At 71.2% G+C, this 25,616-nt stretch carries 26 protein-coding genes; 14 read left to right on the forward strand and 12 right to left on the reverse strand.

What is annotated here, in order from left to right; all coding sequences use genetic code 11:
• Nucleotides 1-7: 7 nt before the first annotated feature.
• Nucleotides 8-1,294, reverse strand: coding sequence for an adenylosuccinate synthase (locus tag JOD60_RS01525; RefSeq protein ID WP_076691913.1), 1,287 nt, complete (start codon nucleotides 1,292-1,294; stop codon nucleotides 8-10).
• Between the two features lie 62 nt (nucleotides 1,295-1,356).
• Here JOD60_RS01525 and JOD60_RS01530 point away from each other — a divergent pair, with 62 nt between their 5' ends.
• Nucleotides 1,357-1,515, forward strand: a complete 159-nt coding sequence (locus tag JOD60_RS01530) for a hypothetical protein (RefSeq protein ID WP_157128000.1) — start codon at nucleotides 1,357-1,359, stop codon at nucleotides 1,513-1,515.
• Between the two features lie 93 nt (nucleotides 1,516-1,608).
• Here the strand turns inward: JOD60_RS01530 and JOD60_RS01535 are convergent, their stop codons facing one another.
• The gene (locus tag JOD60_RS01535) at nucleotides 1,609-1,758 is read right to left on the reverse strand and encodes a hypothetical protein (protein WP_157128001.1); all 150 of its coding nucleotides are present in this window, start codon (nucleotides 1,756-1,758) and stop codon (nucleotides 1,609-1,611) included.
• Between the two features lie 303 nt (nucleotides 1,759-2,061).
• Between JOD60_RS01535 and argG the strand changes: the two genes are divergently transcribed.
• The 3 genes from argG to JOD60_RS01550 all read left to right on the forward strand — a co-directional run bounded on the left by argG (nucleotide 2,062) and on the right by JOD60_RS01550 (nucleotide 4,413).
• Complete coding sequence (gene argG / locus JOD60_RS01540; protein ID WP_076691915.1) at nucleotides 2,062-3,504, forward strand: argininosuccinate synthase; 1,443 nt, start codon at nucleotides 2,062-2,064, stop codon at nucleotides 3,502-3,504.
• Nucleotides 3,505-3,592: 88 nt separating this feature from the next.
• A complete protein-coding gene (locus JOD60_RS01545; RefSeq protein WP_076691916.1) occupies nucleotides 3,593-4,258 on the forward strand; it encodes a TetR/AcrR family transcriptional regulator in 666 nt (221 codons plus the stop codon).
• A complete protein-coding gene (locus JOD60_RS01550; RefSeq protein WP_157128002.1) occupies nucleotides 4,255-4,413 on the forward strand; it encodes a hypothetical protein in 159 nt (52 codons plus the stop codon). The genes JOD60_RS01545 and JOD60_RS01550 overlap by 4 nt, the downstream gene beginning before the upstream one ends.
• Before the next feature lie 53 nt (nucleotides 4,414-4,466).
• Here JOD60_RS01550 and JOD60_RS01555 read toward each other — a convergent pair whose 3' ends face one another.
• Both JOD60_RS01555 and JOD60_RS01560 read right to left on the reverse strand, forming a co-directional pair.
• On the reverse strand, nucleotides 4,467-4,856 hold the full coding sequence (locus JOD60_RS01555; RefSeq protein ID WP_157128003.1) for a hypothetical protein: 390 nt from the start codon (nucleotides 4,854-4,856) through the stop codon (nucleotides 4,467-4,469).
• On the reverse strand, nucleotides 4,853-5,464 hold the full coding sequence (locus tag JOD60_RS01560) for a DUF8616 domain-containing protein (RefSeq protein WP_076691918.1): 612 nt from the start codon (nucleotides 5,462-5,464) through the stop codon (nucleotides 4,853-4,855). Before JOD60_RS01560 ends, JOD60_RS01555 begins: the two co-directional genes overlap by 4 nt.
• A gap of 224 nt (nucleotides 5,465-5,688) precedes the next feature.
• Between JOD60_RS01560 and JOD60_RS01565 the strand changes: the two genes are divergently transcribed.
• The 3 genes from JOD60_RS01565 to JOD60_RS01575 all read left to right on the forward strand — a co-directional run bounded on the left by JOD60_RS01565 (nucleotide 5,689) and on the right by JOD60_RS01575 (nucleotide 10,437).
• The gene (locus JOD60_RS01565; RefSeq protein WP_084202197.1) at nucleotides 5,689-8,334 is read left to right on the forward strand and encodes a penicillin acylase family protein; all 2,646 of its coding nucleotides are present in this window, start codon (nucleotides 5,689-5,691) and stop codon (nucleotides 8,332-8,334) included.
• A 109-nt stretch (nucleotides 8,335-8,443) separates the two neighbouring features.
• Nucleotides 8,444-9,001 carry an SRPBCC family protein gene (locus JOD60_RS01570; protein WP_076691919.1) on the forward strand — a complete coding sequence of 186 codons (558 nt, stop codon included), beginning with the start codon at nucleotides 8,444-8,446 and terminating at the stop codon, nucleotides 8,999-9,001.
• Nucleotides 8,998-10,437 carry a phytoene desaturase family protein gene (locus JOD60_RS01575; RefSeq protein ID WP_076691920.1) on the forward strand — a complete coding sequence of 480 codons (1,440 nt, stop codon included), beginning with the start codon at nucleotides 8,998-9,000 and terminating at the stop codon, nucleotides 10,435-10,437. Before JOD60_RS01570 ends, JOD60_RS01575 begins: the two co-directional genes overlap by 4 nt.
• 4 nt (nucleotides 10,438-10,441) lie before the next feature.
• Here the strand turns inward: JOD60_RS01575 and mnhG are convergent, their stop codons facing one another.
• The 7 genes from mnhG to JOD60_RS01610 are packed head-to-tail and all read right to left on the reverse strand — an operon-like array spanning nucleotide 10,442 to nucleotide 17,788.
• A complete protein-coding gene (mnhG, locus tag JOD60_RS01580; RefSeq protein WP_076691921.1) occupies nucleotides 10,442-10,798 on the reverse strand; it encodes a monovalent cation/H(+) antiporter subunit G in 357 nt (118 codons plus the stop codon).
• Nucleotides 10,795-11,061, reverse strand: coding sequence for an MrpF/PhaF family protein (locus JOD60_RS01585; protein ID WP_076691922.1), 267 nt, complete (start codon nucleotides 11,059-11,061; stop codon nucleotides 10,795-10,797). Before JOD60_RS01585 ends, mnhG begins: the two co-directional genes overlap by 4 nt.
• Nucleotides 11,058-11,633, reverse strand: coding sequence for a Na+/H+ antiporter subunit E (locus tag JOD60_RS01590; RefSeq protein WP_076691923.1), 576 nt, complete (start codon nucleotides 11,631-11,633; stop codon nucleotides 11,058-11,060). The genes JOD60_RS01585 and JOD60_RS01590 overlap by 4 nt, the downstream gene beginning before the upstream one ends.
• On the reverse strand, nucleotides 11,630-13,195 hold the full coding sequence (locus JOD60_RS01595) for a Na+/H+ antiporter subunit D (protein WP_076691924.1): 1,566 nt from the start codon (nucleotides 13,193-13,195) through the stop codon (nucleotides 11,630-11,632). Before JOD60_RS01595 ends, JOD60_RS01590 begins: the two co-directional genes overlap by 4 nt.
• Nucleotides 13,192-13,746 (reverse strand): Na(+)/H(+) antiporter subunit C, encoded by a 555-nt coding sequence (locus JOD60_RS01600; protein WP_076691925.1) that lies wholly within the window; start codon nucleotides 13,744-13,746, stop codon nucleotides 13,192-13,194. Before JOD60_RS01600 ends, JOD60_RS01595 begins: the two co-directional genes overlap by 4 nt.
• Entirely contained in the window at nucleotides 13,743-16,682 is a 2,940-nt protein-coding gene (locus JOD60_RS01605; RefSeq protein WP_076691926.1) for a Na+/H+ antiporter subunit A, read from the reverse strand. Before JOD60_RS01605 ends, JOD60_RS01600 begins: the two co-directional genes overlap by 4 nt.
• Before the next feature lie 50 nt (nucleotides 16,683-16,732).
• Nucleotides 16,733-17,788 carry a LacI family DNA-binding transcriptional regulator gene (locus JOD60_RS01610; RefSeq protein WP_076691927.1) on the reverse strand — a complete coding sequence of 352 codons (1,056 nt, stop codon included), beginning with the start codon at nucleotides 17,786-17,788 and terminating at the stop codon, nucleotides 16,733-16,735.
• Between the two features lie 57 nt (nucleotides 17,789-17,845).
• On the opposite strand from JOD60_RS01610, the gene JOD60_RS01615 reads away from it, so the two are divergent.
• The 3 genes from JOD60_RS01615 to JOD60_RS01625 all read left to right on the forward strand — a co-directional run bounded on the left by JOD60_RS01615 (nucleotide 17,846) and on the right by JOD60_RS01625 (nucleotide 20,807).
• Nucleotides 17,846-19,087, forward strand: coding sequence for an MFS transporter (locus JOD60_RS01615; RefSeq protein ID WP_076691928.1), 1,242 nt, complete (start codon nucleotides 17,846-17,848; stop codon nucleotides 19,085-19,087).
• Between the two features lie 243 nt (nucleotides 19,088-19,330).
• On the forward strand, nucleotides 19,331-20,026 hold the full coding sequence (gene nucS / locus JOD60_RS01620; protein ID WP_076691929.1) for an endonuclease NucS: 696 nt from the start codon (nucleotides 19,331-19,333) through the stop codon (nucleotides 20,024-20,026).
• Nucleotides 20,027-20,114: 88 nt separating this feature from the next.
• A complete protein-coding gene (locus JOD60_RS01625) occupies nucleotides 20,115-20,807 on the forward strand; it encodes an HAD hydrolase-like protein (protein ID WP_076691930.1) in 693 nt (230 codons plus the stop codon).
• A gap of 94 nt (nucleotides 20,808-20,901) precedes the next feature.
• On the opposite strand, the gene JOD60_RS01630 is transcribed toward JOD60_RS01625, so the two are convergent.
• Nucleotides 20,902-21,108, reverse strand: a complete 207-nt coding sequence (locus JOD60_RS01630; RefSeq protein ID WP_076691931.1) for a cold-shock protein — start codon at nucleotides 21,106-21,108, stop codon at nucleotides 20,902-20,904.
• A gap of 346 nt (nucleotides 21,109-21,454) precedes the next feature.
• Between JOD60_RS01630 and JOD60_RS01635 the strand changes: the two genes are divergently transcribed.
• From JOD60_RS01635 to JOD60_RS01650, 4 genes are all read left to right on the forward strand, one after another.
• The gene (locus tag JOD60_RS01635; protein ID WP_076691932.1) at nucleotides 21,455-22,096 is read left to right on the forward strand and encodes a GntR family transcriptional regulator; all 642 of its coding nucleotides are present in this window, start codon (nucleotides 21,455-21,457) and stop codon (nucleotides 22,094-22,096) included.
• A 49-nt stretch (nucleotides 22,097-22,145) separates the two neighbouring features.
• On the forward strand, nucleotides 22,146-23,765 hold the full coding sequence (locus tag JOD60_RS01640) for an acyl-CoA dehydrogenase family protein (protein ID WP_076691933.1): 1,620 nt from the start codon (nucleotides 22,146-22,148) through the stop codon (nucleotides 23,763-23,765).
• A gap of 105 nt (nucleotides 23,766-23,870) precedes the next feature.
• The gene (locus JOD60_RS01645) at nucleotides 23,871-24,104 is read left to right on the forward strand and encodes a LysM peptidoglycan-binding domain-containing protein (protein ID WP_076691934.1); all 234 of its coding nucleotides are present in this window, start codon (nucleotides 23,871-23,873) and stop codon (nucleotides 24,102-24,104) included.
• 51 nt (nucleotides 24,105-24,155) lie between these two features.
• Nucleotides 24,156-25,613, forward strand: coding sequence for an HNH endonuclease signature motif containing protein (locus JOD60_RS01650; RefSeq protein WP_076691935.1), 1,458 nt, complete (start codon nucleotides 24,156-24,158; stop codon nucleotides 25,611-25,613).
• Nucleotides 25,614-25,616 lie beyond the last annotated feature (3 nt).

Raw genomic sequence — 25,616 nt, forward strand, 5'->3', positions numbered from 1 at the left:
GGCGCGGTCAGTCGACGAGGTCGTGGCGCACGATGACGGCGTCGCGGGCCGGGCCCACGCCGATCACCGAGATGCGGGTGCCGCTCATGGCTTCGAGGGCCAGGACGTAGTCCTGCGCCTCGAGCGGCAGGTCTTCGAAGGTGCGGGCGCCCGAGATGTCCTGCTTCCACCCGGGGAAGTACTCCAGGATCGGCTTCGCGTGGTGGAAGTCGGTCTGGTTCACCGGCACCTCGTCGAACCGCTCGCCGTCGACGTCGTACGCGACGCACACCGGGATCTCGTCGAGCCCGGTGAGGATGTCGAGCTTCGTCAGCACGAGGTCGGTGATGCCGTTCACGCGGGTGGCGTAGCGGGTGATGGGCGCGTCGTACCAGCCGACGCGGCGCGGGCGGCCGGTCGTCGTGCCGAACTCGAAGCCGCGCTTGCGCAGCCATTCGCCCTGCTCGTCGAACAGCTCGGTCGGGAACGGGCCCGACCCGACGCGCGTCGTGTACGCCTTGACGATGCCGACGATGCGGTCCAGGCGGTTGGGGCCGACGCCCGAACCGGTCGATGCGCCACCGGCGGTCGCCGACGAGGACGTCACGAACGGGTAGGTGCCGTGGTCGACGTCGAGCATGGTCGCCTGGCCACCCTCGAAGACGACGACGTCACCGGCATCCAGCGCCTGATTCAGCAGCAGTCCGGTGTCGCACACCATGGGACGCAGGCGGTCGACGTACGACAGCAGGTCGTCGACGATCTCGTCGACCGTGATCGCGCGGCGGTTGAACACCTTCACGAGCAGGTGGTTCTTCTGCTCGAGGGCGCCCTCGACCTTCTGGCGCAGGATGTTCTCGTCGAAGAGGTCCTGGATGCGGATGCCGACGCGGTTGATCTTGTCGGCGTAGGTGGGGCCGATGCCGCGGCCGGTCGTGCCGATCATGCGCTTGCCGAGGAAGCGCTCGGTGACCTTGTCGAGCGTCCGGTGGTACTGCGTGATGACGTGCGCGTTGGCACTGATCTTGAGGCGCGAGGTGTCGAGCCCCCGGGCGTTGAGGGCTTCGATCTCGGCGAAGAGCACCTCGAGGTCGACGACGACGCCGTTGCCGATGACGGCGTTGACGCCCGGGGAGAGGATGCCCGAGGGCAGCAGGTGCAGGGCGTACTTCTCGTCGCCGATGACGACGGTGTGCCCGGCGTTGTTGCCGCCGTTGAACTTGACGACCCAGTCGGTGCGGTCGCCGAGCAGGTCGGTGGCCTTGCCCTTGCCCTCGTCTCCCCACTGGACGCCGACGATGACGATTCCTGGCATGAGCTACTCCCCCGTTTGCGCACGGTCATACCGCGGATGCCGGTACACCCCATCCTATCGAGATGGGCACCGGGGCTGCCCAGGCCGTGACGGGGGCGGATGCCGCGGCATCCGCCCCCGTCACGTCAGGCCAGTCGGCGGCGTTCGTCCCCACGGTCGCCGGAGGCGTGTCATCACCGGTCGAAGACCAGTCACCACGATGGGCGTCGTCTGCGGCGTGAACACCACGTCTTCGATCGGGAAGCCCGCGAGCGCGGCAGGCAGGAGGTCGGTGAGCTGGGGGTCAAGGCAGTCGACCTCCGAGCACGTGACCTTCACCGAGTAGGTGAAGTGTCGCCCGGGAGGGGAAGCGGCTTGTCGACGCTCTTGTCGATCTGCAGGTAGTCACCCGCGGCGACGGCGGCTGGCGCGACACCGCCCACCACGCCTCCGACGGCGAGGAGCACCGCCGTCAATCCCGCCACCACTCGGCTTCTCGCCGATGTCACGTAGCCACCTCTGCGCATGGCGCCCCCACCATCGCGTTTCCAGCCCGAGGCGCACGCCCCCGGGCACAACTCCCACTCAGGTTAGAGGGGACTCTCCGCCCGTTCACCCCGGCGAAGCGGCCCGCGCGCATCCGTGCGCCGTCGTCCGGCGCCGATCCGCGAGACCCGCGCGGCATCGGCGCACCCGACACCGTCACCCGACCAGGGTGAGTCGGGCACGGGCGCGCTCGCTCATGCGGCCGCGCAGAGCCCGGCATCCGCTCACTAAACTTGAGTCCCATGTCGAAGGTCCTCCAGTCCCTGCCCGTCGGCGAGCGCGTCGGCATCGCCTTCTCCGGGGGCCTCGATACCTCCGTCGCCGTCGCGTGGATGCGCGACAAGGGCGCGATCCCCTGCACCTACACGGGTGACCTCGGCCAGCCCGACGAGACCGACATCGCCGCGATCCCGGGACGCGCACTCGAGTACGGCGCCGAGGTCGCGCGCCTCGTGGACTGCAAGACGGCGCTCGTCGAAGAGGGCTTCGTCGCCCTCGCCTGCGGCGCCTTCCACATCCGCTCCGGCGGCAAGACGTACTTCAACACGACACCGCTCGGCCGCGCTGTCACCGGCACCCTCCTCGTGCGCGCCATGAAGGAGGACGGCGTCGACATCTGGGGCGACGGCTCGACCTACAAGGGCAACGACATCGAGCGGTTCTACCGCTACGGCCTGCTCGCGAACCCCGCCCTGCGCATCTACAAGCCGTGGCTCGACGCCGACTTCGTCACCGAGCTCGGCGGGCGCCAGGAGATGAGCGAATGGCTCGTGGCGCACGGCTTCCCCTACCGCGACTCCGCCGAGAAGGCGTACTCGACCGACGCGAACATCTGGGGCGCGACGCACGAAGCGAAGACCCTCGAGCACCTCGACGTGTCTCTCGAGACCGTCGACCCGATCATGGGCGTGAAGTACTGGGACCCGTCCGTCGAGATCGCCACCGAGGACATCACCGTCGCGTTCGAGGGCGGGCGCCCCGTGGCTCTCAACGGCGTCACGTTCGACGACCCCGTCGAGCTCGTCTTCGAGGCCAACCGCATCGGCGGGCGCCACGGGCTCGGCATGAGCGACCAGATCGAGAACCGCATCATCGAGGCGAAGTCGCGCGGCATCTACGAGGCGCCCGGCATGGCGCTGCTGTTCATCGCCTACGAGCGCCTGGTCAACGGCATCCTGAACGAAGACACCCTCGCGACCTACCACGAGCAGGGCCGGCGCCTGGGCCGCCTCATGTACGAGGGCCGCTGGCTCGAGCCGCAGTCGCTCATGCTGCGCGAGTCGATCCAGAAGTGGGTCGGGTCGACCATCACCGGCACGGTCACGCTGCGCCTGCGTCGCGGGGACGACTGGACGATCCTCGACACCACCGCCCCGCACCTCTCCTACGCACCCGAGAAGCTCTCGATGGAGCGCGTCGGCGACGCCGCCTTCGGCCCCACCGACCGCATCGGCCAGCTCACGATGCGCAACCTCGACATCGCCGACTCGCGCTCGCGCCTGGAGCAGTACGCCGGCATGGGCCTCATCGGCGGCGCCACCGGCGAGCTCGTCGGCCGCGTCACGGCCGGCGAGTCCGGCGAGATCACCGAGTCGGCGCAGCAGCCGGATGCCGAGACCGAAGCCCTCGCCGAGGCGGTCGAGGCGGCATCCGAGTCGGCGATGTACGACTTCGGCGCCGACTGACCCGTCCCCGGTCGTCGAGCGAGCGCACCGAGACGGAACGGCTCGGTGAAAACTTGCACAAGCGTGTGCAGGTTTATACACTGAACGAGTGACGTCCACCGTTCCCACCCGCCGTCCCCGGAAGGATGCCGCCGCCAACCGCGCCGGCATCCTCCGCGCCGCCGCGACCACCCTCGCGACCGACCCCAGCGCGTCGATCGACCAGATCGCCCGCGCCGCGGGCCTGTCGCGTCGAGCCCTGTACGGCCACTTCGACGACCGTCAGTCCCTGCTGGCCGAACTCATCTCCTCGGGCGCGCAGCGCTTCAATGCGATCGCCTCCGCCCTCGACGAGCCCTCGCCGCCGCTCGCCCTCGCGCGCCTCACCGCGGCACTGTGGGCCGAGGCCGCGCACGTCCAGGTCGCCGCGGCCCTCGCCCTGGACGAGGCGCACGTCGAGCAGACCGGCGCCGCCCTCGCGCCGCTGCGCCGCACGGTCGCGGCGATCGTGCGCGCCGGGCAGGAGGACGCGTCGCTGCGCACCGACATCGCCGCCCCCACGCTCGGACGCCTCATCGAAGAGGCCGCGCGCCTCGCGATCACCCGCTTCGACGCCTCCTCGCCCGCCGCGGCCTCGCTCGCGGTACGCACCGTGCTGAGCGTCGCGGGCCTGTCGTGGCGCGAGAGCGAGGCGCTGCTCGCGGCGCACCCCGCCCTCCTCGACACCGCGGAGAACACGGCGAGCCCGTCCGCCACGGAGAGCGAGGCCGAGTGATGCGCGTGGACCTCACCGGCGTCGCCGAGGGCCGCCGCGACGAAGCCCTGCCGGCGACCGCCCTCACCTACCGTTCCGGGCGTGCCACGCTCGGCGTCACGCGCATGACGCACCGGCGCACCCTGCGCGATCTGCAGCCGAGCCTCATCGGCTGAGCGCGACGGCTACGCCGGCGGGAAGCGTCGGCTACGCCGGCGGAGAGCGTCGGCTATGCCGGCGGAGCGAAGACCTTCGCGGCGGCGGCGATCTCGTCGTCCGTCGGGGTGCGCGCCTCGTAGCCCTGCCCCCGGACGTGGGCGAGGAACTCCGGGTCGGGGGCGACGCCGTAGGTCTGCACGTAATAGGTGACCGGCCCCGTCCAGACGTACTCGCCGTCGGTGCGGATCGTCAGCGGCACCACCCGGGCGTCGTCGGCCAGGACGTCCACGCCACGCGCCGTGGTGTGCATGACAACGGCCCCGTTCTCAAGGTACGCGCCGACCTTGGCGGCTTCCTCGGGGCTCAACCGCTCCTCGTTCAGCGGCGGACGCTCACCCTCTGCGGTGGCGACCCACCCGGACTGGAAGACGGATGCCTGCTTGACCATGCGATTGCTCACTCCTTCGGCGAGAAGGTGACCCAGGTGCCGTTCGGCGGAATGACCGGAGCACCTGTCACCGGGTCGATGTCGGTGACGAACGGCGCGCCGCCCTTCTGCGACCATACCGGCTTCGTCGGCGCGGTCACATCGACCTTCAGGATGGTCGACAGCTGCTGCGCGAAGCCGTCGGGCCGCGCGCCGGTGTCGCACGAGAACAGGCGGATGGGGGTCTCGCCGTCCCAGTCGGTGCGCTTCTTGATCATGTCGGCGAAGTCCGCGGCGTCCAGCATCGATCCGGTCGGGCCCTGCACCTGCGTCGGCGAGCCGTGCAGGTCGAGCGTGTACTCGCCCGGGTAGTTCGGCACATCGCCCGACGCCACACGATCCTTCTCGGGCAGGAAGTGCCAGCCCGCGTCGGTCTTCTCACCACGGCGGAGCTTGAGGTTCTTGAGCCAGCCGCGCGAGACCGCGTCGTCGTAGGTGTCCTGGTCGCGCACGGCCTTCACGACGTCGTCGAGGTGATCGTCGAGGTTGTCCGCGACCTGGTGGAGCCTGCGCTGCGCGTGCCCCATGCCGTGCACCACCGCTTCGCGCAGCTCCCGGAACACCGGTTTGATCGCCGACATCCGACCCCCTTCCCCGCCGCGCCCGATGCGCTCTCCCGACACGATAGCGCCGGTGCGGGCCGTGGTCCCATGGGGAGAACTGCCCATCGGTGCACGCGCGCCGTCGGTCCGCCGGGTTAGCATGCGATGACGGATCCGCCGACTGGGGGCGTGGATCCGTCCGCGGCACCCGAGCCGTGCGTGCCGCACCGAAGCCGCCGCCCCCGGAAGGCACTCTGACGACGATGTCCGATCTCCCCGCACTCACCGGTTCCCACGCCACGCATGCCGAGCCGGATGCCGGTGCACCGGCATCCGACGCCCCACCCCGTCCCGCGCGTCGCTCGCTGGGACGGCGCATCGGGATCATCGCGTTCTCGGTCGTGGCGGGACTCACCGTCATCGCCCTGATCGCCGCGGGCGTCGTGGTGTGGACGATCCAGCGCTCGTTCCCCCAGCTGGACGGCACCGTCGCGGTCGCGGGGCTCGACGCCGAGGTCACCGTCCACCGCGACGCGCTCGGCATCCCGACCATCGTCGCCGGTGACAGCCACGACCTCTTCCACGCACAGGGGTACGTGCATGCGCAGGATCGCTTCTGGGAGATGGACTTCCGCCGCCACGTGACGAGCGGCCGCCTGTCGGAGCTGTTCGGGGCGTCGCAGCTGCCGACCGACACGTTCCTGCGCACGCTCGGGTGGCACCACGTCGCCGAAGAGGAGGTGGCGGCGCTCGACGACACCACCCGCGGCTACTACGAGGCCTACGCCGACGGTGTCAACGCCTACCTCGCCGACCACGACGGCGCCGACGTCTCGCTGGAATATGCCATCCTCGGCATGCAGAACTCGTCGTACGAGATCGAGCCGTGGACGCCCGCCGACTCGGTCGCCTGGCTGAAGGCGATGGCGTGGGATCTCCGCGGCAACGTCGAGGAGGAGACGGAGCGCGCGATCCTCGCCCAGACCCTCTCGCCCGAGCAGATCGCCGAGCTCTACCCCGGGTACCCGTACGACACCAACCCCGTGATCGTGCCCGAGATCACCACCGACGCTCCCGCGCCGGCGCCGGGCGATGACCCGGCCGCGGTGCCCACGGCATCCGTCGCCTGGAAAGAGGTGGGCTCGGTCGTCGAAGCGGCCTCGGCCCTTCTGGGAGGAGTCGGCGAGGGGATCGGCTCGAACTCCTGGGTCGTCTCGGGCGCGCTCACCGAGAGCGGTCTGCCGCTGCTGAGCAACGACCCGCACCTGGGGGCGTCGCTGCCGAGCGTGTGGCATCAGGTCGGGCTGCGCTGCCGGACGGTGAGTGAGGACTGCCCGTTCGACGTCGCCGGATTCGGGTTCTCGGGCGTGCCGGGCGTGGTGATCGGGCACAACGCGCAGATCGCGTGGGGGTTCACGAACCTCACCGCCGACGTCACCGACCTCTACCTCGAGAAGATCGACGGCGACGCGTACTGGCGCGACGGCGCGCTCGTGCCGCTCGAGACCCGCACCGAGACGTTCCGGGTCGCCGGGGGCGAGGACGTCACCCTCGAGGTGCGCTCCACCGTGCACGGCCCGATCGTGTCGGGGCTCACCGACGGATTCACCGCGGTCGCGTCCGATCCGTACACCGGGTCGACGGATGCCGCGTCGCCCGCCCCGACGGGGCCGGCCGGCGAGTACGCCGTCGCGCTGCGCTGGACGGCGCTCGATCCCGGCACGACGGCGAGCGCGATCTTCGCGCTGAACAGGGCACAGGACTTCGCGCAGTTCCGCCACGCCGCGACGCTGTTCGACGTGCCGGCGCAGAACCTCGTCTACGCCGACCGCGACGGCAACATCGGCTACCAGGCGCCGGGGCGCCTCCCCCTCCGCGGCGCCGGCGACGGGACCATGCCGCAACCCGGGTGGGATTCGGCGTACGACTGGACCGGGTTCATCCCGTTCGACGACCTGCCGGTGTCGTACAACCCGGCATCCGGGTACATCGTCACCGCGAACAACCCGCTGGTGGGGCAGGACTACCCGTACTTCCTCGGCTCCGACTTCGACTACGGCTGGCGCGCGGCGCGCATCACCGATCTCCTCGAGCGGGCGATCGCGGGCGGCAAGCTCACCGCCGACGACATGAGCGCGGTCCAGACCGACCAGGAGTTCTGGATCGGCAAGCGCCTCGTCGCCGCGTATGCCGACATCACGCTCGAGGATGCCGACGCCCAGCGCGCCCTGGACCTGCTCGACAGCTGGGACGCGCAGAACACGCCCGACTCTCCGGCCGCCGCGTTCGCCAACGTGCTCTGGGACGAACTCGCGCAGGACCTGTTCGCCCGCCGGGACGACCCGGCGCCGCTGTCGGATCAGGCGCGGCTGTTCCTCGTCGTCGACACGCTGCTCGACGAACCGGGGTCGCCCTGGTGGACCAACGACCGCCTCGACGTGTCGGGGCAGTCCGAGATGCTCCAGCGCGCCGCGACCGACGCCTACGCGCGGCTCGTCGCGCTGCAGGGCGACAACCCCGACGCGTGGAACTGGGGCGACCTGCACGCCATCACGCTGACCAGCGACACGTTCGGATCGAGCGGCATCGCCCCGATCGAGTGGCTGTTCAACCGCGGCCCGTTCCCGGTCGGCGGCGGATCCGCCGTCGTCGACGCGACGGGCTGGTACCTCGGCGACGGATCCTTCGCGACCCACACGGTGCCCTCGATGCGGATGACGGTCGACCTCTCCGACATCGACGCCTCGCGCTGGAACCATCTGACCGGCACGAGCGGCCACGCCTTCCACCCCAACTACGACGACCAGTTCGCCGATTGGCAGCAGCAGCGCCAGACGCCGTGGCTGTTCACGCGGGAGAAGGTGGCGGATGCCGCGACGAACACGCTCGTGCTGACCCCGGCATCCTGAGTCGCGCGCCGTCATCCTCGGCGGCACGAGTCGCCGGGCCGGCGAGCGCAACCCCCCTGTCCTCATCGGCACCCTCGCCTAGCATCGGGAGGGACGGCGAAGGAGACCCATGGCCACCACGAGCGTCCGACTGTTCGACTGCACTCCCGACGATGTGTTCGCCGTGCTCGGCGACGGGTGGGTGTATCCGGTGTGGGTCGTGGGCGCGTCGCGCATGCGCGACGTCGACCCGGAGTGGCCCGCGGAAGGCGCGCGCATCCACCATTCGCTGGGGGCGTGGCCGATCCTCATCGACGACGAGACCGAGATGGTGGAGTGGTCGCCGCCGCGCCGCATCCGTCTGCGCGCGAAGGCCGGTCCGCTCGGCCGGGCGGTCGTCGTGATCGAGGTGAAGCCGCGCGGTGAGGGCTGCGTCGTGCGCATCGGCGAGGAGCCCGTCGGCGGCCCGGCGGGTCTGCTGCCCCGATTCGTCTGGGCGCCGCTGCTGCACCTGCGCAACGAGGAGACCATGCGCCGGCTCGCCTTCCTCAGCGAGGGGCGACGGCGCGAGCGCGAAGCGGGCGAGAAGACGGCGCGGCCGGCCGTCCCCCAGCCGGACGAGGGCACTGCCGCCCCGGATGCCGCCGCCGACGCGGCCGCGGCGACCGACGCCGCAGGAGGGGCATGACCGACGTCGAGATCGTCGGGTCGGGGCCGAACGGGCTCGCGGCCGCGGTGACGCTTGCCCGTGCGGGTCTGTCGGTGCGCGTGTACGAGCGGCTGTCGCAGCTCGGCGGCGGCGCCAGCACACGGGAGGAGGCCGCCCCCGGCTTCCGGTTCGACACGTGCTCGGCGGTGCACCCGCTCGCGCTGGCGTCGCCGTTCTTCCGCGCATTCGGACTTGCGCGCCGCGTCGAGTTCGTGACGCCGGAGGTCTCCTTCGCGCACCCGCTGCCCGGCGGCGCCTCCGGCATCGCCTACCGCGACCTCGCGCGCACCGCCGACGAGCTCGGCCGCGACGGCGCCGCCTACCGACGCCTGCTCGGCCCGCTGTCGGCGCATGCTCGAGAGGTCGCCCGCTTCACCGGGTCGACGCTGCTGCGGGTGCCGCCGCATCCGATCGTCGCCGCCCGCTTCGGCCTCCGCGTCCTGTGGCAGGGGTCGCCGCTGTGGGGGGCCGGGTTCACCGGCGCGACGGCGCCCGCGATGATCACCGGCGTCGCCGCGCACGCGATCGTGCCGCAGCCCAGTCCCGTCGCCGCCGCCGCCGGCCTCGCCCTGCAGGCGCACGCCCACGCGGCCGGGTGGCCCATCCCGCTGGGCGGCTCGCAGGCCATCTCCGACGCCCTCGCCGATGACCTGCGCGCCCACGGCGGCGAGATCGTCACCGACCACGAGGTCGCCTCCCTCGACGAGCTGACCGCCCGCGCGGTCGTGCTGGACGTGACGCCCCGCGCGCTCGTCCGTCTCGCCGGGGGGCGGATGCCGGCGCGCTATCGCCGGGCGCTGGAGCGGTTCCGCTACGGCAGCGGCGCCGCGACCGTCCACTTCGCGCTGTCCGCGCCCGTCCCGTGGGCCGACGAGCGGATCGCCCGCGCCGGCACGGTCCACATCGGCGGCACCCGGGAGGAGATCGCCGCCGGCGAGAACGCCGTGCTGGCCGGGCGACACGCGGCATCCGCCTACGTGCTCGTCTCGCAGCCGTCGGTGTTCGATCCGTCGCGGGCGCCCGATGGCTCTCACGCCCTGTGGACCTACACGCACGTGCCCACCGGCTCCACCGTCGACCAGACCGAGGCGATCACGCGGGCGATCGAGCGGGTGGCGCCGGGCTTCCGCGACGTCGTCATCGCCTCGCACAGCGCGACCGCCGCTGACCTCGCCGCCCACAACCCCAACTACGTCGGCGGCGACATCGGGGCGGGTGCCGCGACCATCGGACAGCTGCTCGCGCGGCCGGTGCTGAGCACCGACCCGTGGCGCACCCCGATGCGCGGCGTCTACCTGTGCGGGGCGTCGACGGTGCCCGGCCCGGGCGTGCACGGCCAGTCCGGATGGTTCGCCGCGCGCAGCGCCCTGCAGCACGAGTTCGGCATCCGCCACACGCCCTCGCTCGCGCCCTGACGGGTCAGCCCCCGGCGGCGGGTGGCGTGCGTCCGGCGTCGGCGAGCTCGTCCACGTACAGCGAGCGCTCGTCGATCGTGCCATTGCGGTAGGCCTGGCGAGCGACCATGTGCGCCGACAGCGGCGCGGTGGCGAGCTGGATCATGACGATCGGCACGAGGAAGGCGACGACCGGCCACGCCCGCAGCGCGAGCGCGATCGCGATGCAGATGAGGATGAGGCCGAGCACCTGGGGCTTTGTGGCCGCGTGCAGGCGCGTCGGCACGTCGTGGAAGCGCAGCAGGCCGATCGCCGCGGTCAGACACAGCAGGGCGCCGATCAGCACCAGCACGAGCGCGACGGTGTCGAGGATCTCGTTCATCGGGTGGAGTCCCTCCGTGCGACGAAGCGGGCGATCGCGATCGAGCCGAACACGCCCACCGCGGCGATGATGAGCAGCACCGACAGGGTCCGGGTGTGGTGGTGGATCACCATGTCGGCGCCGAGCGCGCACATGACGAGGGTGAGCAGCACGTCCGAGGCGACGGCACGGTCGAGGATCGACGGTCCCACGATGATCCGCCAGAGCGTGAGCAGCGCCGCGATCGCGAACACGACATAGATGACGACGACGAGCACGGTCATCGGCCCGCACCTCCTCTCGGCGCCGGCGTGCGGCGGATCGCGTCGAGCTGCGCCCGCGAGCCGACGGCCCGCACGATGCGCTCCTCCCAGCGCTGCACCGACGCGCGCTGCGCCTCGACGTCGCGATCGCTCGAGACGCCGATGACGTGCAGGTACAGGATGCGGCGGTCACGATCGACGTCGACGATGAGCGAACCCGGAATGAGGGATGCCGTGACCCCGACGTGCGCCATGATGAGGTCGTCGTCGGTGCGCAGCGGCACGGCGATGATCGCGGTGCCGGGGTAGCGCGCGAGGTTGATCGTCTGCCACGCGACCAGCAGCGATCCGCGCAGCACCGCGAAGAAGAACATCACGACGAACGCGGCGCCGTACCAGAGGTTCACCCGACCCGACAGTTCCACGGGCGGCAGACGGAACACACGCGTCACGAACAGCGCCACGACGAGTCCGGTGACGGCAGCGAGCACCGTGAACTGTCCCCACAGCAGCATCCAGAGCGCGATCAGCCACAGGAAGAAGGGCAGCCGGCGCCACACCGCCACCGCCGCAGCCTTCGCCGTCGGGCTCACTGTCCCGCCTCCTGTTCCAGCTGCACGAGGGTCACGGGCGTCAGCAGCGCATCGCCGATGCTGGTGCACAGCTGGTACAGCGGGCCCGCGAAGACGGTCAGCGCGACGGCGACCGCCACCATGCCCGCCGTCGCCGCGGTCATGATGCGCGGGATGACCCGGCGCCTGCTCTGCTCGTCGGCGGCGGGCGCGTCGCCCAGGTACTCGATGCGCTCGACGATCGCCGGCTCGTCGGCCTGGTCGTCGTCCTCGCGCCAGAACGCCAGGTTCCAGGCGCGCATGAGCGTGTACAGGGTGAGCAGCGACGTGATGATCCCGCCGATGATGAGGATGTACATCAGCGGCGTGCCCACCTCGGCCGCCGCGTCGAACAGCGCGAACTTGCCGATGAAGCCGGAGAACGGCGGCAGGCCGCCGAGGTTCACGGCGGGCAGGAAGTAGAGCACCGCGATGACGGGCGCCGCACGCATGAGGCCCTTCACCTTGAGGATCGACGTGGAGCCGGCCCGGCGCTCGATGAGGCCCACCGCGAGGAACAGCGTCGTCTGCACGATGATGTGGTGGACCATGTAGTAGATGGTCGCGCCGAGGGCGAGGGGCGTCGCGATCGCAAGGCCGAACACGAGATAGCCGACGTGGCTGACGAGCGTGAACGACAGGATGCGCTTGAGCTCGGCCTGGGCGAGGGCACCGAGCACGCCGACGATCATGGTGGCCAGGGCGACGACCAGCAGCAGCGTGTTGACGTCGTTGTCGCGGAAGATCTGCGTCTCAGTGCGGATCATCGCGTACACGCCGACCTTGGTCAGCAGGCCCGCGAACACCGCCGTGACCGGAGCCGGCGCGGTCGGGTACGAGTCGGGCAGCCAGAACGACAGCGGGAAGACGGCCGCCTTGATCGAGAAGGCCAAGAGCAGCATGAGGTGCAGCACCAGCTGGGTGGACTGCGGGAGCTCGCCCATGCGCTCGGACAGCTGCGCGATGTTCACCGTTCCCAGGGCACCGTAGATCGCGGCGATCGCGGCGAGGAACAGGATCGACGAGACGAGCGAGACGACGATGTAGACGACGCCGGCGCGGATGCGGGATTCCGTCGACCCCAGCGTGATCAGCACGTACGAGGCCACCAGGAGGATCTCGAACCCGACGTAGAGGTTGAACAGGTCGCCCGCGATGAAGGCGTTGAAGATGCCCGCCGCGAGGATCAGATACGACGGGTGGAAGATCGTCACCGGGGTGTCGTCGTCACCGTCGGCGGCACCCTGGCCGACCGAGAACAAGAGGACCGCGAGCAGCACGACGCTCGAGACGACGACGAGGAGCGCCGCGAGCCGGTCGACGTACAGCACGATCCCGAACGGGATCGGCCAGCCGCCGACCGAGACGGCGAGCGCCTGCCCGGTCGAGTCCACCGTGTACAGCAGCACCGCGGCGATCACGAGCACGAGGGTGAGCGTCACGAGCGAGACGCCGACCTGCACGCGGCGGGCGCGCCCGAAGAACAGCGCGACGGCCGCGCCGAGCAGGGGCAGGGTCACGAGCAGCGGGATCAGGGCGCTCATCGCGGCATCCCCCCTTCACCGTCGTCAACGGACGACGGACGGGGACGGTCGGTGGGCGCATCGTCGCGGATGCCGTCGACATCGCGGTGGTGCAGGATCGTGATCGGGGCGGCGTCGGTCCCGATGAAGTCGGTCGTTGCGTCGTCGTCCTCGTCTTCGATGGACGTCTCGTCGTCCATCTGGTCCTCTTCCTCGGCGCCGCGGCCGCGCACGGCGATGTCCTCTTCGTCGTCGTGCACGGTGTCGGCCTGGCCGAGCTGCCACGAACGGTAGATGAGGGCGAGGAGGAAGGCCGACACCGCGAACGTGATGACGATCGCCGTGAGGGTGAGGGCCTGCGGCAGCGGGTCGCTCATGGCGTCGGGATCCGCAGAACCCGAGAAGGGCGCCTCACCGGGGCGGCCCATGACGACGAGCAGGAAGAGGTTGGTGGCGTTGCCCAGCAGCAGGAAGCCGATGAGCACGCGGGTGAGGCTGCGCTCGAGCATCGCGTAGACGCCGGCGGCGAACAGCACGCCCATGATGATGATCAGCACGCCCGAGACGGTCACGAGACGCTCACCCCCCGGTCGCGGAGGGCCTGCGCCTGGCGGTCGACCTCGCCGCCGAGCGAGCGCAGCACGTCGAGCACGAGCCCGATGACGACGAGGTACACGCCGATGTCGAAGAGCGTGGAGGTGACGAACTCGACGTGGCCGAGGACCGGCAGCTCGGCCTCCCAGAACCAGCTCGTCAGGGGCGCGGCGCCGAACAGCAGCGGCACGACGGCGGTCCCGACAGCGAGGGTCATGCCGGCGCCGAGGAGGCGCCCGGCATCCGTCGGCGCAGCCGCACCGAGCTCGTAGCGGCCGCCGGCGACGTAGCGCATGACGAGCGCCATGCCGGCGACGAGTCCGCCCGCGAAACCGCCGCCGGGCAGGTTGTGGCCCGCGAAGAGCAGGTAGATCGATACCACGATGATCGTGTGGAAGAGGATGCGGACGATCACCTCGAGCATGATCGAGCGGTTCTCGGGGCGCAGGCGCTGCCCGCCGACGAGCCAGGCCTGCCGGGTGCTGCGCGAGTCGGCGGTGCGCGGCCGCGGGCCCTGGTCGGTCTCCACGAGGGGCCGCCGCGTGCGGGTCGCGCCGGTGGGAAGCGAGGAGATGGCGCGGGAGATGAGGTCGGAGCGATGCGTCACGAACACGAGCGAGGCGACGCCGGTGGCCGCGAGGACGAGCACCGACAGCTCGCCCATGGTGTCCCAGCCGCGCAGGTCGACGAGCGCCACGTTGACGACGTTCTTGCCGTGCCCGACCTCGTAGGCGAGCTCGGGGAACCGGTCGGAGATGGGCTCGGCGACGCGCGCGCCGGTCGCGACCATCGCCACCATCGCCATGGTCGCGCCGACGGCGACGGCCAGCACGGCGCGTGCCGCCGGCCACACCGACGCGTTGTGCTCGCCCAGGCGCGCGGGAATGCGCCGCAGCACGAGGGCGAACGCGACGAGGGTGACCGTCTCGACGAGGATCTGCGTGAGCGCGAGGTCGGGCGCACCGCTCGTGGCGAACAGCGCCACCATGCCGAGGCCGGTGACCGAGACGAGCACGACGCCGGTGTAGCGCTTGCGGGCGCGCACGGCGACGATGCCCGCGACGATCATGATGGGCGCGACCATCAGCTGCATCGGCGTCTGCCACGCGTCCAGCGCGATCCGCCACCCGTCGCCGGCGAGGAGCGCCGTGCCCTGGGCGGCCACGAACACGACGAAGATCGTGCCGACGTACTCCGGCAGCGAGCCGCGCTGCGTGAAGGTCGTCGTCCACACCGCGACGCGGGCGATGCCGCGCAGGGTCGCGTTGTAGACGTCGGCGGCCGTGAACGGCAGGATGCGGCGGGGCACGCGGCGGGCGCGGTAGGTGAGCCAGAACAGGACCGCGCCGACGAGGATGCTGCCGAGCGAGAGGAACAGGGCCGGCTCGAGGCCGTGCCAGAGCGCCAGGTGGTATGGATGGGCCTCGTCGCCGAACGGGTTCGGCAGCGTGTCGGCGTAGCCGGAGAACGCGACGTCGAGCAGCGGCGCGGCGAAGCCGGCGACCACCGTGAGTCCCGACAGGACGATGGGGGCCGCGAGGAAGCCGATCGGCGGGTCCGGCCACGTCGTCACGGGCGGCGTCTGGCCGGCGTCGTCGCGCTTGGTCCAGAACGCGCCCCAGATGAAGCGCATGCCGTAGGCGGTCGTGAGCACCGAGCCGAGCACGATGCCGATGAGCGGGATGAGCGCCTCCGGCGACGACCCGGCATCCAGCAGCGAGGTCAGCGCGGCTTCTTTCGCGACGAAGCCGACGGTGGGGGCGAGCCCGACCATCGAGGCGACGGCCACGATCGAGAACGCCGCCAGGGTCGGCGCCTGGCGCCCCACCCCCGACAGCTCGCCGATGTCGCGGGTGGACAGCTGTCGGTCGATCACGCCGACGACGAGGAACAGCGCCGACTTGAACAGGGCGTGCCCGATGAGGAGCGCGAGCCCGGCGAGGGCGGAGTTGCGCTCACCGTAGCCGAGCACGACGGTCAGCATGCCGAGCTGGCTCACGGTGCCGAAGGCGAGGATGCGCTTGAGGTCCGATTCGCGCATGGCCTGCAGGCCGCCCAGCAGCATTGTGAGAAGACCGAGGCTGATGACGATCGGCCGCCACGGATCGCTGTCGGCGAAGGCCGGCGCGAGCCGCGCGATGAGGTAGATGCCGGCCTTGACCATCGCCGCGGCGTGCAGGTACGCGCTCACCGGAGTGGGCGCGGCCATGGCACCGGGCAGCCAGAAGTGGAAGGGGAAGATCGCCGACTTGCTGAGCGCGCCCACCAGCAGCAGCACGATCGCGACGTTGAGCAGCCCCTCGCCGCCCGGCTGCAGGCTCGCGGCGCCGGAGATGATCGCGTCGAGGCTGTTGGTGCCGTAGAGCACCGAGAGCATGACGGCGCCGACGAACATGACGAGCCCGCCGAGGGTCGTCACCAGCAGCGCCTGCAGGGCGGCACGACGGCTCGCTCCGCGCGCGTGGTAGAAGCCGATGAGGAGGTACGACAGGATGCTGGTGATCTCCCAGAACATCACGAGCACGATGACGTCGTCGGTGAGGACGAGGCCGTACATCGCCCCGGCGAAGCCGAGGAGCACCGCGCTGAAGAGCCCGACGCCCGGCTTGACCCCGCCGTCGAAGTACCACCGGCAGTAGACGAGGACGAGCGCGCCGACGCCGGTGACGATGAGCGTCATGACCCAGCCGAGCGTGTCCATGCGCATCGACAGGTCGATGCCGAGCTGCGGGATCCAGGCGAACGACTCCTCGGGGGTGTCGCCCGCGATCACCGCTCCGGTCTGCGTCAGCGCGTGACCGAAGGCGACGACCGGCAGCAGCGCGGCGACGAGGAATGCGCGGGGTCCGATGCGGGCGTACAACCACGGCAACGCCAGCGGCAGAACCGCGAACGCAGCCAGGAGCACGAGCAAGCGGGCCTCCTGACAGGTCGCGGGGGTCGGGTCCCCAGTCTACCGGGCGCTCAGGGTGCCATCGGCGGGGCGGTCGTATTCCCGGGCCGGAATGTCGAGGTGAGCAGGACGGATGCCGGGACCTGCCCCTCCAGCATCGCGGCGACGGCGGCGCCCGCCGCGCGGCCCTTGTCGGTCGCCGGTTGGAACAGCGTCGTGAGCTCGTACGGCGCCAGGCCGTCCACCGGAATGCCGTCGAACCCGGTCACGCTGACGTCCTGGGGCACGCGCAGCCCGGCCTCCTCCGCCGCCCGGATGACGCCGGTGGCCAGCAGGTCGCTCTGTGCGATGACGGCGGTGGGTCGTGACTGCGGATCGGCGAAGAGCACGCGTCCGGCGGCGAAGCCGTCGTCGATGGAGCTGTGCGCGCTCGCGAACGCGGGGGCGTCGGGGAAGACGTCGCGCGCGCCGCGGAGGCGGTCGCGTGTCACGTCGATCGTGATGTCGGCATCCGGCGCGATCCACCCGCGGGTTCCGGCGGCGTCCTGCCACAGGGTGACGATCGCGACGCGGGTGTGCCCGAGGTCCCTCAGGTGCTCGGCGGCGCGGCGCTGAGCCTCGCGGTTGTCCAGGGCGATGCGGGGGACGTCGTCCCCGGCATCCCCTTCGACGACGACGATCGGGATGCCGCGGGCCTGCACGTCGGGGAGCGTCTCGCGCAGCGACCGGTCGCAGCCGATGAGGACGGCCGCGTCGATGGACGCCGTGGTCAGCGTGGGGGCGTTCTCGCTGTCGATGCCCGCGTCGCGGCGCAGCAGCAGCAGCCCCGCACCGAGCGGCGCCACGGCCTCGGCGAGCCCGTCCATCAGCAGGCGCTGCACCGGATCGAGGAACATGAAGTTCAGCGACGATCCCACCACGACGGCGACGATGCCGCTGCGTCCGCGCCGGAGTGACGCCGCGCGGGGGTCGGGTCCGGTGTACCCGAGGGATGCCGCGGCGTCGAGCACCCGCTGGCGGGTCGGGTCGGAGACCGGCGTCTTGCCGCTGAAAACGACCGACGCCGTCGACGGCGAGACGCCCGCGACGCGGGCGACATCGGCGATCGTGGCGCGACGATTCGTCATGACCCGATGGTAACCCGCGGGTATCCGGTCGTCGAATCGATTCGGTAGACTCACCCGGTGAACAGCACGCTGACTCGAACCCGACTCGTCCACTGGCGCACGGCGATCTTCACGCTGTTCCTGCTGTGCGGACTCGTGTTCGCGTCGTGGGCCTCGCGCCTGCCGGCGGTGAAGCAGAACCTCGGGATCGACGATTTCGAGGTCGGCATCCTGCTGTTCGCGATGGGGGCGGGTTCTCTCGCCGGCGTCATGCTCGCCAACGTGATCGTCGCGCGCTGGGGAGCCCGGCGCGGCCTGTCGGTCACGCTCGTCGGCGTCGCGGCCGGGCTGCTCATCGCCGCGTTCGGTGTGGACGCGCTCGGCTCGTATCCCATCGCCGCGGCGGGCCTCGCGCTCATGGGACTGTGCTTCGGATCGACCGACGTCATGATCAACGTCGAGGCGGCCGCCGTCGAGCAGGCGTTCGCGCGCACGCTCATGCCGCTGTTTCACGCCTTCTTCAGCCTCGGGACGGTCGCCGGAGCCGGCATCGGCGTCGCGATGGCGACGCTGCAGGTCGGGGTCTCGTGGCACCTCGGCGTCACCGCCGCCGTCGGCCTCGTTGTCAGCGTCGTCTCGCTGCGCTTCGTCCCGACGCAGGCCGCGACCGACGACGACGTCGCCGAGACGCCCTCCCGCCGCGAGCGGCTCGCCGCGGCGTTGGAGGTGTGGCGCGACCCGCGCACGTACGCGATCGGCGCGATCATCCTGGGCATGGCCTTCGCCGAGGGCAGCGCCAACGACTGGCTCACGATCGCGGTCGTCGACGGCCACCGCGAGACCGAGGCCACCGGCGCGATCGCGCTGACCGTCTTCTCGGTCTCGATGACGGTGTTCCGGATGATCGGCGGCCCGATCGTCGACCGCATCGGGCGCGTGTGGACGCTGCGCATCCTCTCGATCGCCGCCGGCGCCGGCCTCATCGTCTTCATCCTCGCGCCGAACCTGCCGGTCGCGTTCGTCGGCATCGCGCTGTGGGGCGCGGGCGCCTCGCTCGGTTTTCCGCTCGGGATGTCGGCGGCCGCGGACAACCCGAGCAAGGCCGCGGCATCCGTCTCGGCGGCGGCGACCATCGGCTACGTCGCGTTCCTGTGCGGCCCGCCCGTGCTCGGCTGGATCAGCCATCGAATCGGCATCCTGAACACCCTCTGGATCATCGTCGCGCTGATCGCGATGAGCGGCATCGCCTCGACGGCCGCGAAGCCCATCGCCGGGTCGAAGGTCGGCGCCGGGTCGAAGGTCGGCGCCGGCCACCACTGACCCGCCGCGACGCGGCGACCCCCTGCGCCCGCCTGCGCCCTCCTGCGCCCGCCTTCCCCCTCCTGCGCCGAGCGCGCCCCTTCTCGCCGAGCGCGCCCCTTATCGCACGCCGATACCCGGCCCGCTCGGCGGGAACGGGCGCAGTCGGCGGAGACACGGCGCGGACCGAGCGCGGCCGGGCGTGGACCGGGGCGTGGACCGGGCGCGGGACCGAGGGTCGGGCGCGCCGCGTACACTCGTCGGGTGCGTCTTGTCATCGCCCGCTGCTCCGTGGATTACACCGGCCGACTCAACGCGCATCTGCCGCTCGCGACGCGCCTGCTCGTGCACAAGGGCGACGGGTCGCTGCTCGTCCACTCCGACGGCGGGTCGTACAAGCCGCTGAACTGGATGAGCCCGCCGTGCACGTTGACGGTCGAAGAGCCGGATGCCGAGTCGCGCTCGGCTGGCGTGCTCGAGCACTGGCGGGTCACCCACGCGAAGACCGGCGATGCGCTGCTCGTGCGCATCTACGAGGTGCTGCACGACTCGGCACACGAGCTCGGCATCGATCCGGGGCTGCAGAAGGACGGCGTCGAGGCCGACCTGCAGCGCCTGCTCGCGGAGCAGGTCGACGTCATCGGCGACGGGCTCACGCTCGTGCGACGCGAGTTCCCGACGGCGATCGGTCCGGTCGACCTGCTGCTGCGCAATCCCGCCGGCGGCACGATCGCCGTCGAGGTCAAGCGCCGCGGCGACATCGACGGTGTCGAGCAGCTGACCCGCTATCTCGAGCTGCTGGGGCGCGATCCGCACCTCGCGCCGGTGACTGGGGTGTTCGCCGCGCAGGAGATCAAGCCGCAGGCGAAAGTGCTCGCCGCCGACCGCGGCATCCGGTGCGTGACGCTGGACTACGAGGGCATGAAGGGCGACGAGTCCGGCGCCCCGCGCCTGTTCTGACCCTCGCCGCCGCGGCGGACGACGCCCCGGCGCCGCGGCCCACGACGGCGCGGCGGCCGCGCCCACGCCCCGGCAATAGGCTGAAGCGATGGCCTCGAGATCACCCTGGACCTGCGTGCTGTGGGACGTGGACGGCACCATCGTGGACGCCTCCGAGGGGATCCTGCGGCGCTTGACGGTGGCCCTGGATCACTTCGGCAAGCCCGCGCCGACACGCGCCGAGCTCGTCCACTGGATCGGCCCGCCGATGTTCGAGTCGTTCCAGAAGAACGTCGGCATGACGCCGGAGGAGTCCGCCGAGGCGGTGGCGTACTACCGGACGATCGGCAAGGCCGACGGTTACACGACGGGCGCGCGACTGTACCCCGGCGTCGGCGAGCTCATCGCAGACCTGGATGCCGCGGGCATCGCCCAGGCGACGGCCAGCTCGAAGCCCGAGGTGCAGGTCGTCGCGCTGATGGAGCATTTCGACCTCGCGCCGCATCTTCAGGCGATGGCGGGGGCGACGCCGGATGAGAAGACGCTCGCGTCGAAGGCCGACATCGTGGCCGAGGCGCTGCGGCGACTGGCGGCGGCGGGCTGTGACATCAGCCGACCTGTGCTCATCGGCGACCGTCACCACGATGTGGAGGGCGGCGCCGCACAGGGCGTGCCGGTGATCTTCGTGCGCTGGGGGTTCAGCTGGCCGCACGAGGCTGACGGCGCGGCGGCATCCGTCGAGACGATCGACGAGCTGCGCGCACTCCTGCTGATCGACGACGACGCGGCCGACCGGGTCTGACCCGGTCGTCGCGCCACGACGAAGAGCCGCGCAAGCGCGGCCCGGGTGTGAGAGAGACGGCCCGCGCCGGCAAACCGGGCGGGCCGTCAGAAACTCACAGGGGGCGGATGTTCTCCGCCTGGAGGCCCTTGGGGCCCTGTGCGATCTCGAACTCGACGCGCTGGTTCTCCTCGAGGGAGCGGTAGCCGCTCGAATCGATCGCGGAGTAGTGAGCGAAGACGTCTGCGCCGCCCTCATCGGGAGCGATGAACCCGAAGCCCTTCTCCGAGTTGAACCACTTGACGGTGCCCTGCGTTGCCATGAACTGCCTTACGTACGTGCGATGACGACGCAACTGCGCCGACGGGTCCCACGCTAATGGGGAATGCTCCCTCCCGCGCTACCCGACGTCAGATGGTGACACAAACGTTGCACGACGCTCCGGTGAACCATTCGACGCCCGGGCTCGCGCGATGCGCGTCGCCCGGGCGTCGACGGATCCCCCCGGATAGGCCACGCGAAGCGTGACTGAGCACACTGTACCGATATATCAGACCCGCCGGCAGGGGGCGGCATCCGAGAAAACGCCCAGAATCGTCGGCGCGGAACGCCGTCTCATCATCGACGGATCCCGGTTCCATAGGAGCGCAACATACACTGAGTGCGCCATGTCCGCGCCCCTCGCCCCGATCGATCTCCGCAGCGGCACCATCCTCGGCGACGAGGTCTACGCCCGCATCGGCGCCGCCATCCTCGACGGCACCCTCAGCCCGGGGCAGCGCCTGCGCGACGTCGACCTCGCCGCGCAGCTCGGGGTCTCCCGCACGCCGGTGCGCGAGGCACTGCAGCGCCTGGAGCGGTTCGGACTGGTGGAGATCGCCGTCGGTCGGTACACGCGGGTGTCGGCGCCCGACGAGCGGGTGCGCGACGAGACCGGCGTGTTCACGGCGTACTTCATGGGCAACGCGCTGCGGCTCGCCCTGCAGCACGCCGACGACGCGCAGCTGGCCGAGATCCTCCAGCGGGCGGATGCCGTGGTCGACAGCGCTCTGCGCAAGGACGGCCTCGCGCTGTTCGAGAACTCCACGAACATGTTCATCACCATCACGCGGGCCAGCGGGAACTCGGTGTTCATCGGCTTCATCCGCGAGGCGTCGCTCGCGATCCAGCGGAACCTCCGCGGTTGGACGCCGTTCGTCGCGGGCCCGCTGTCGCGCGCCGACGCGTACCTGCGGCTGCGCGACCAGATCGCCGCGCGTGACGCCGACGGCGCCGAGCTCACGCTGCGCCAGCTGCACGGCGTCGCCTGAGCGCCGCCGCGCCATTGCCGGGCCGCGACGCGGCTGGTTCGATGAGGGAATGGCCACCCACGCTGTCGTGAACCAGGCACCGCCGCGCGTCGACGTCGACGAGTACGCGACGAACACCGCCCTCCTCGAGGGCGTCGAGCGCTACGACGCGGGGTGGGCGCATCATCAGCTGCACCTGACCGGACAGCGCGTGGGCGCGGCATCCTTCCACTCCGACGCGGTCGCGGCGAACCGCGTCGAGCCGGTGCTGCAGACCCACGACCGGTACGGCAACCGCATCGACGAGGTCGAGTACGACGAGAGCTACCACCGCATCATCGGCGCAGCGATCGCCGACGGCGCGCACACCTCGGCGTGGGCCGAGCCGCGGCCCGGCGCGAACGTCGCCCGCGCGGCGACCTTCATGCTGTACGCGCAGGTCGAGCCCGGCCATGCCTGCCCGGTGTCGATGACGCACGCGGTCGTGCCGGTGCTGCAGCAGCATCCGGACGTCGGGGAGGAGTGGCTGCCGCGTGTGTACAGCCGCAGCTATGACGGACGGCTCCGGGCGGACAAGCCCGGCGCGCTGTTCGGGATGGCGATGACGGAGAAGCACGGCGGTTCGGATGTGCGCGCGAACACGACGGCGGCGCGCCCGCTCGGCGGCGGGCGGTATGCCCTGACGGGGCACAAGTGGTTCTGCTCGGCGCCGATGTCCGACGCGTTCCTCGTGCTGGCACAGGCGCCGGGCGGCCTGTCGTGCTTCCTCCTGCCGCGGCTGGTGGACGGCGAGCGCAACGCGATCCGCATCCAACGGCTGAAGGACAAGCTGGGCAACCGCGCCAACGCCTCGAGCGAGGTGGAGTACGAGGATGCCGTCGGCATCCTCGTCGGCGAGGAGGGACGCGGGGTCCGCACGATCATAGACATGGTGGCGCGCACGCGGCTGGACTGCATCTACGGCACGACCGCCGGGATGCGTCAGGCGACCGCGGAGGCGGCGTGGCATGCGCGCCATCGGGCGGCGTTCGGCCGGACGCTGATCGACCAGCCGGCGATGACGGCGGTGATCGCCGATCTGCAGCTCGAGACCGAGGCCGCGACCGCGACGGCCCTGCGGCTCGCGCGGGCGCACGATGAGGATGCCACGGCATCCGATCGCGCCTTCGCGCGCCTGGCGACGGCGGTGGCGAAGTACTGGATCTGCAAGCGCGGGCCGGGTCACGCGTACGAGGCGTTGGAGTGCCTGGGCGGCAACGGGTACACGGAAGCATTCCCGCTCGCGATGCGGTATCGCGAGCAGCCGGTCATGGCGGTGTGGGAGGGGTCGGGCAACGTGATCGCGCTCGACGTGCTGCGGGCGCTGGGGCGCGAGCCGGAGGCGCTCGCGGCGTTCGATGCCGAGGTCGCGCTCGCGGCGGGGACGCACCCGCTGTTCGACGCGCATCTGGAGCGTGTGCGGTCGCTCGTGCGCGACGTGACCGCCGATCCGGCGCCGGAGGCACGAGCGCGCGGTCTCGTGTCGGCGATGGCGCTCGCGCTGCAGGCGTCGCTGCTGCTGCGCACGGCGCCGTCGATCGTCGCCGACGCGTTCGTCGCGACGCGCCTGGGCGATCGCCCCTTCGGCGGCGCCCTCTACGGCGACCTTCCCGCGGGGACGGATGCCGGGGCCATCGCCGCGCGGGCGTGAGGGCGGCGAGCGCTACCATTGCACCGCTGGTCTCGTGCGTCGGGACATCACCGACCGGAGCGCCCGAAGATCTGACGTCGCGGACGCGACCGAGCGCGGGCGCCGATGCCGGCAGCCGGCGCCAAGGAGCATGCGACCGGCACGGCCAACGATGACCTCACCGAGTACGTCGTTGCACCCGGCGACACCTTCACGGGCATCGGTGAGCGATTTTGCATCGAGGATATTCATCTGGCGATGATCAACCGCCGTGATTCGGCAGAGCTCTACGCCGGCGAGACCATCCGACTTTTCCCCGACGGTGCCGCCGCGGACTACTTCGCCGACGTGCCCGAGTGAACGACTGATCCGCCCGTCGCGATGTCGGAGGCCCTCCTTATCGTGGGTGATATGAAGGTCACTTTCCACGACGGGTCGGCGGATGCCGAGGTCTGGAACGACCCGGCCTTCACCGAGGCGTACTGGAGTGCCGCCACCGAAGCGTCGCTGTGCGGCGCGGAGGGCCCCTGGGCGTCGGACATCGATCCGTGGCTGCTGCCCGACGGCGCCGTGGCGCCCGATGGAATGGACGAACCCCCTGCTGCGGCCGATCCCTTCGCCCTCGTGAACGGCGTCGACGCTGCCGCCCGCGCCACGCGGGCCGCGACGGCGCGGCAGGATCTGCTCTTCCACGAGGTCCTCGCCGCAGCGGCCGCCTATCCGGTGCCGTGGGTAGGCCCCGACCCGACGGTGGATCCGCTGTGGCAGGACCCGCGGGGGTGGTCGAACGCGGACGTGCGGGCGTATCGGCGGGTCCTCGCCGTCCGCTCCGCAGCCGCCGACATCGGGGCGCGGGTGCAGCTGACCGACCACCAGGTGCGTCGCCGCGCCTACCGCGCACAGACGCTCAGCGAGCGCACCCCGGGCGTGTGGGCGGCGTGCCTGGCCGGTGAGGTGTCCGAGCAGAACATGATGATCGCGGCCGAGGTCGCCGGCTCGCTCCCCGCCGACGATCCGGAGGCGTGGGCGGCGTTCGATGCCGCGATCGCCGCACCGGCGACGACCGCGGTGCCGGGTCGATTCCGGGTGCGCGCCCGCGCTGTCCGCGAGAGCGTGCACCCCGAGTCGCTCCGCGAACGCCACACGCGTGCCGCGAAGGATCGGCAGGTCGACCTCACTCCCGACTTCGACGGGATGGCGCTGCTCAGCGCACTGCTCCCGGCCGAGCAGGCGCACGCGATCGACGCCGATCTCGAGCAGCGCGCCCGGCACCTGCACGGCCTGGCCGATGAGACGCGCACCCTCGCGCAGATCCGGGCTGACGTGTTCGCCGATCTGCTCCTCACCCAGCCGATCGACGTCGGCGCGACGGGCACGCGGGGGAAGGCATCGCGTGTGCGGGCGACCGTGCGGATCACGATCCCCGCCCTGACGCTTCTCGGCCAGGGTGACGAGCCCGCGACGCTCGACGGATACGGCCCGATTCCGCTCGAGACCGCGAAGGAACTCGCCGGCGCGGCGACGTCGTGGATCCGGGTGCTGACGCACCCCGTCACCGGCACAGTCGTCGACGTCGACCGCCGCATGTACAAGGTGCCGGCCGATATGCGAAGACTCCTGCACACCCTGCATCCGACGTGCGTGTTCCCGGGCTGCTCGAGACCCGCCGACGACTGCGACTACGACCATCGAAAACGGTGGAAGGACGGCGGCACGACCTCCGTCGGCAACGGGGAGCCTCTCGACGACCCGCATCACCCGATCAAAGACGAGACCCTGTGGCATAGCGAACGCGACCCCGCCACCGGGCGCATCATCTGGACGAGTCCGAGCGGATACCGGATCGCCGAAGATCCGCCGCCCTTCTAGACG

Origin of the sequence: Microbacterium aurum (assembly GCF_016907815.1) — a bacterium.
Lineage (GTDB): Bacteria > Actinomycetota > Actinomycetes > Actinomycetales > Microbacteriaceae > Microbacterium > Microbacterium aurum.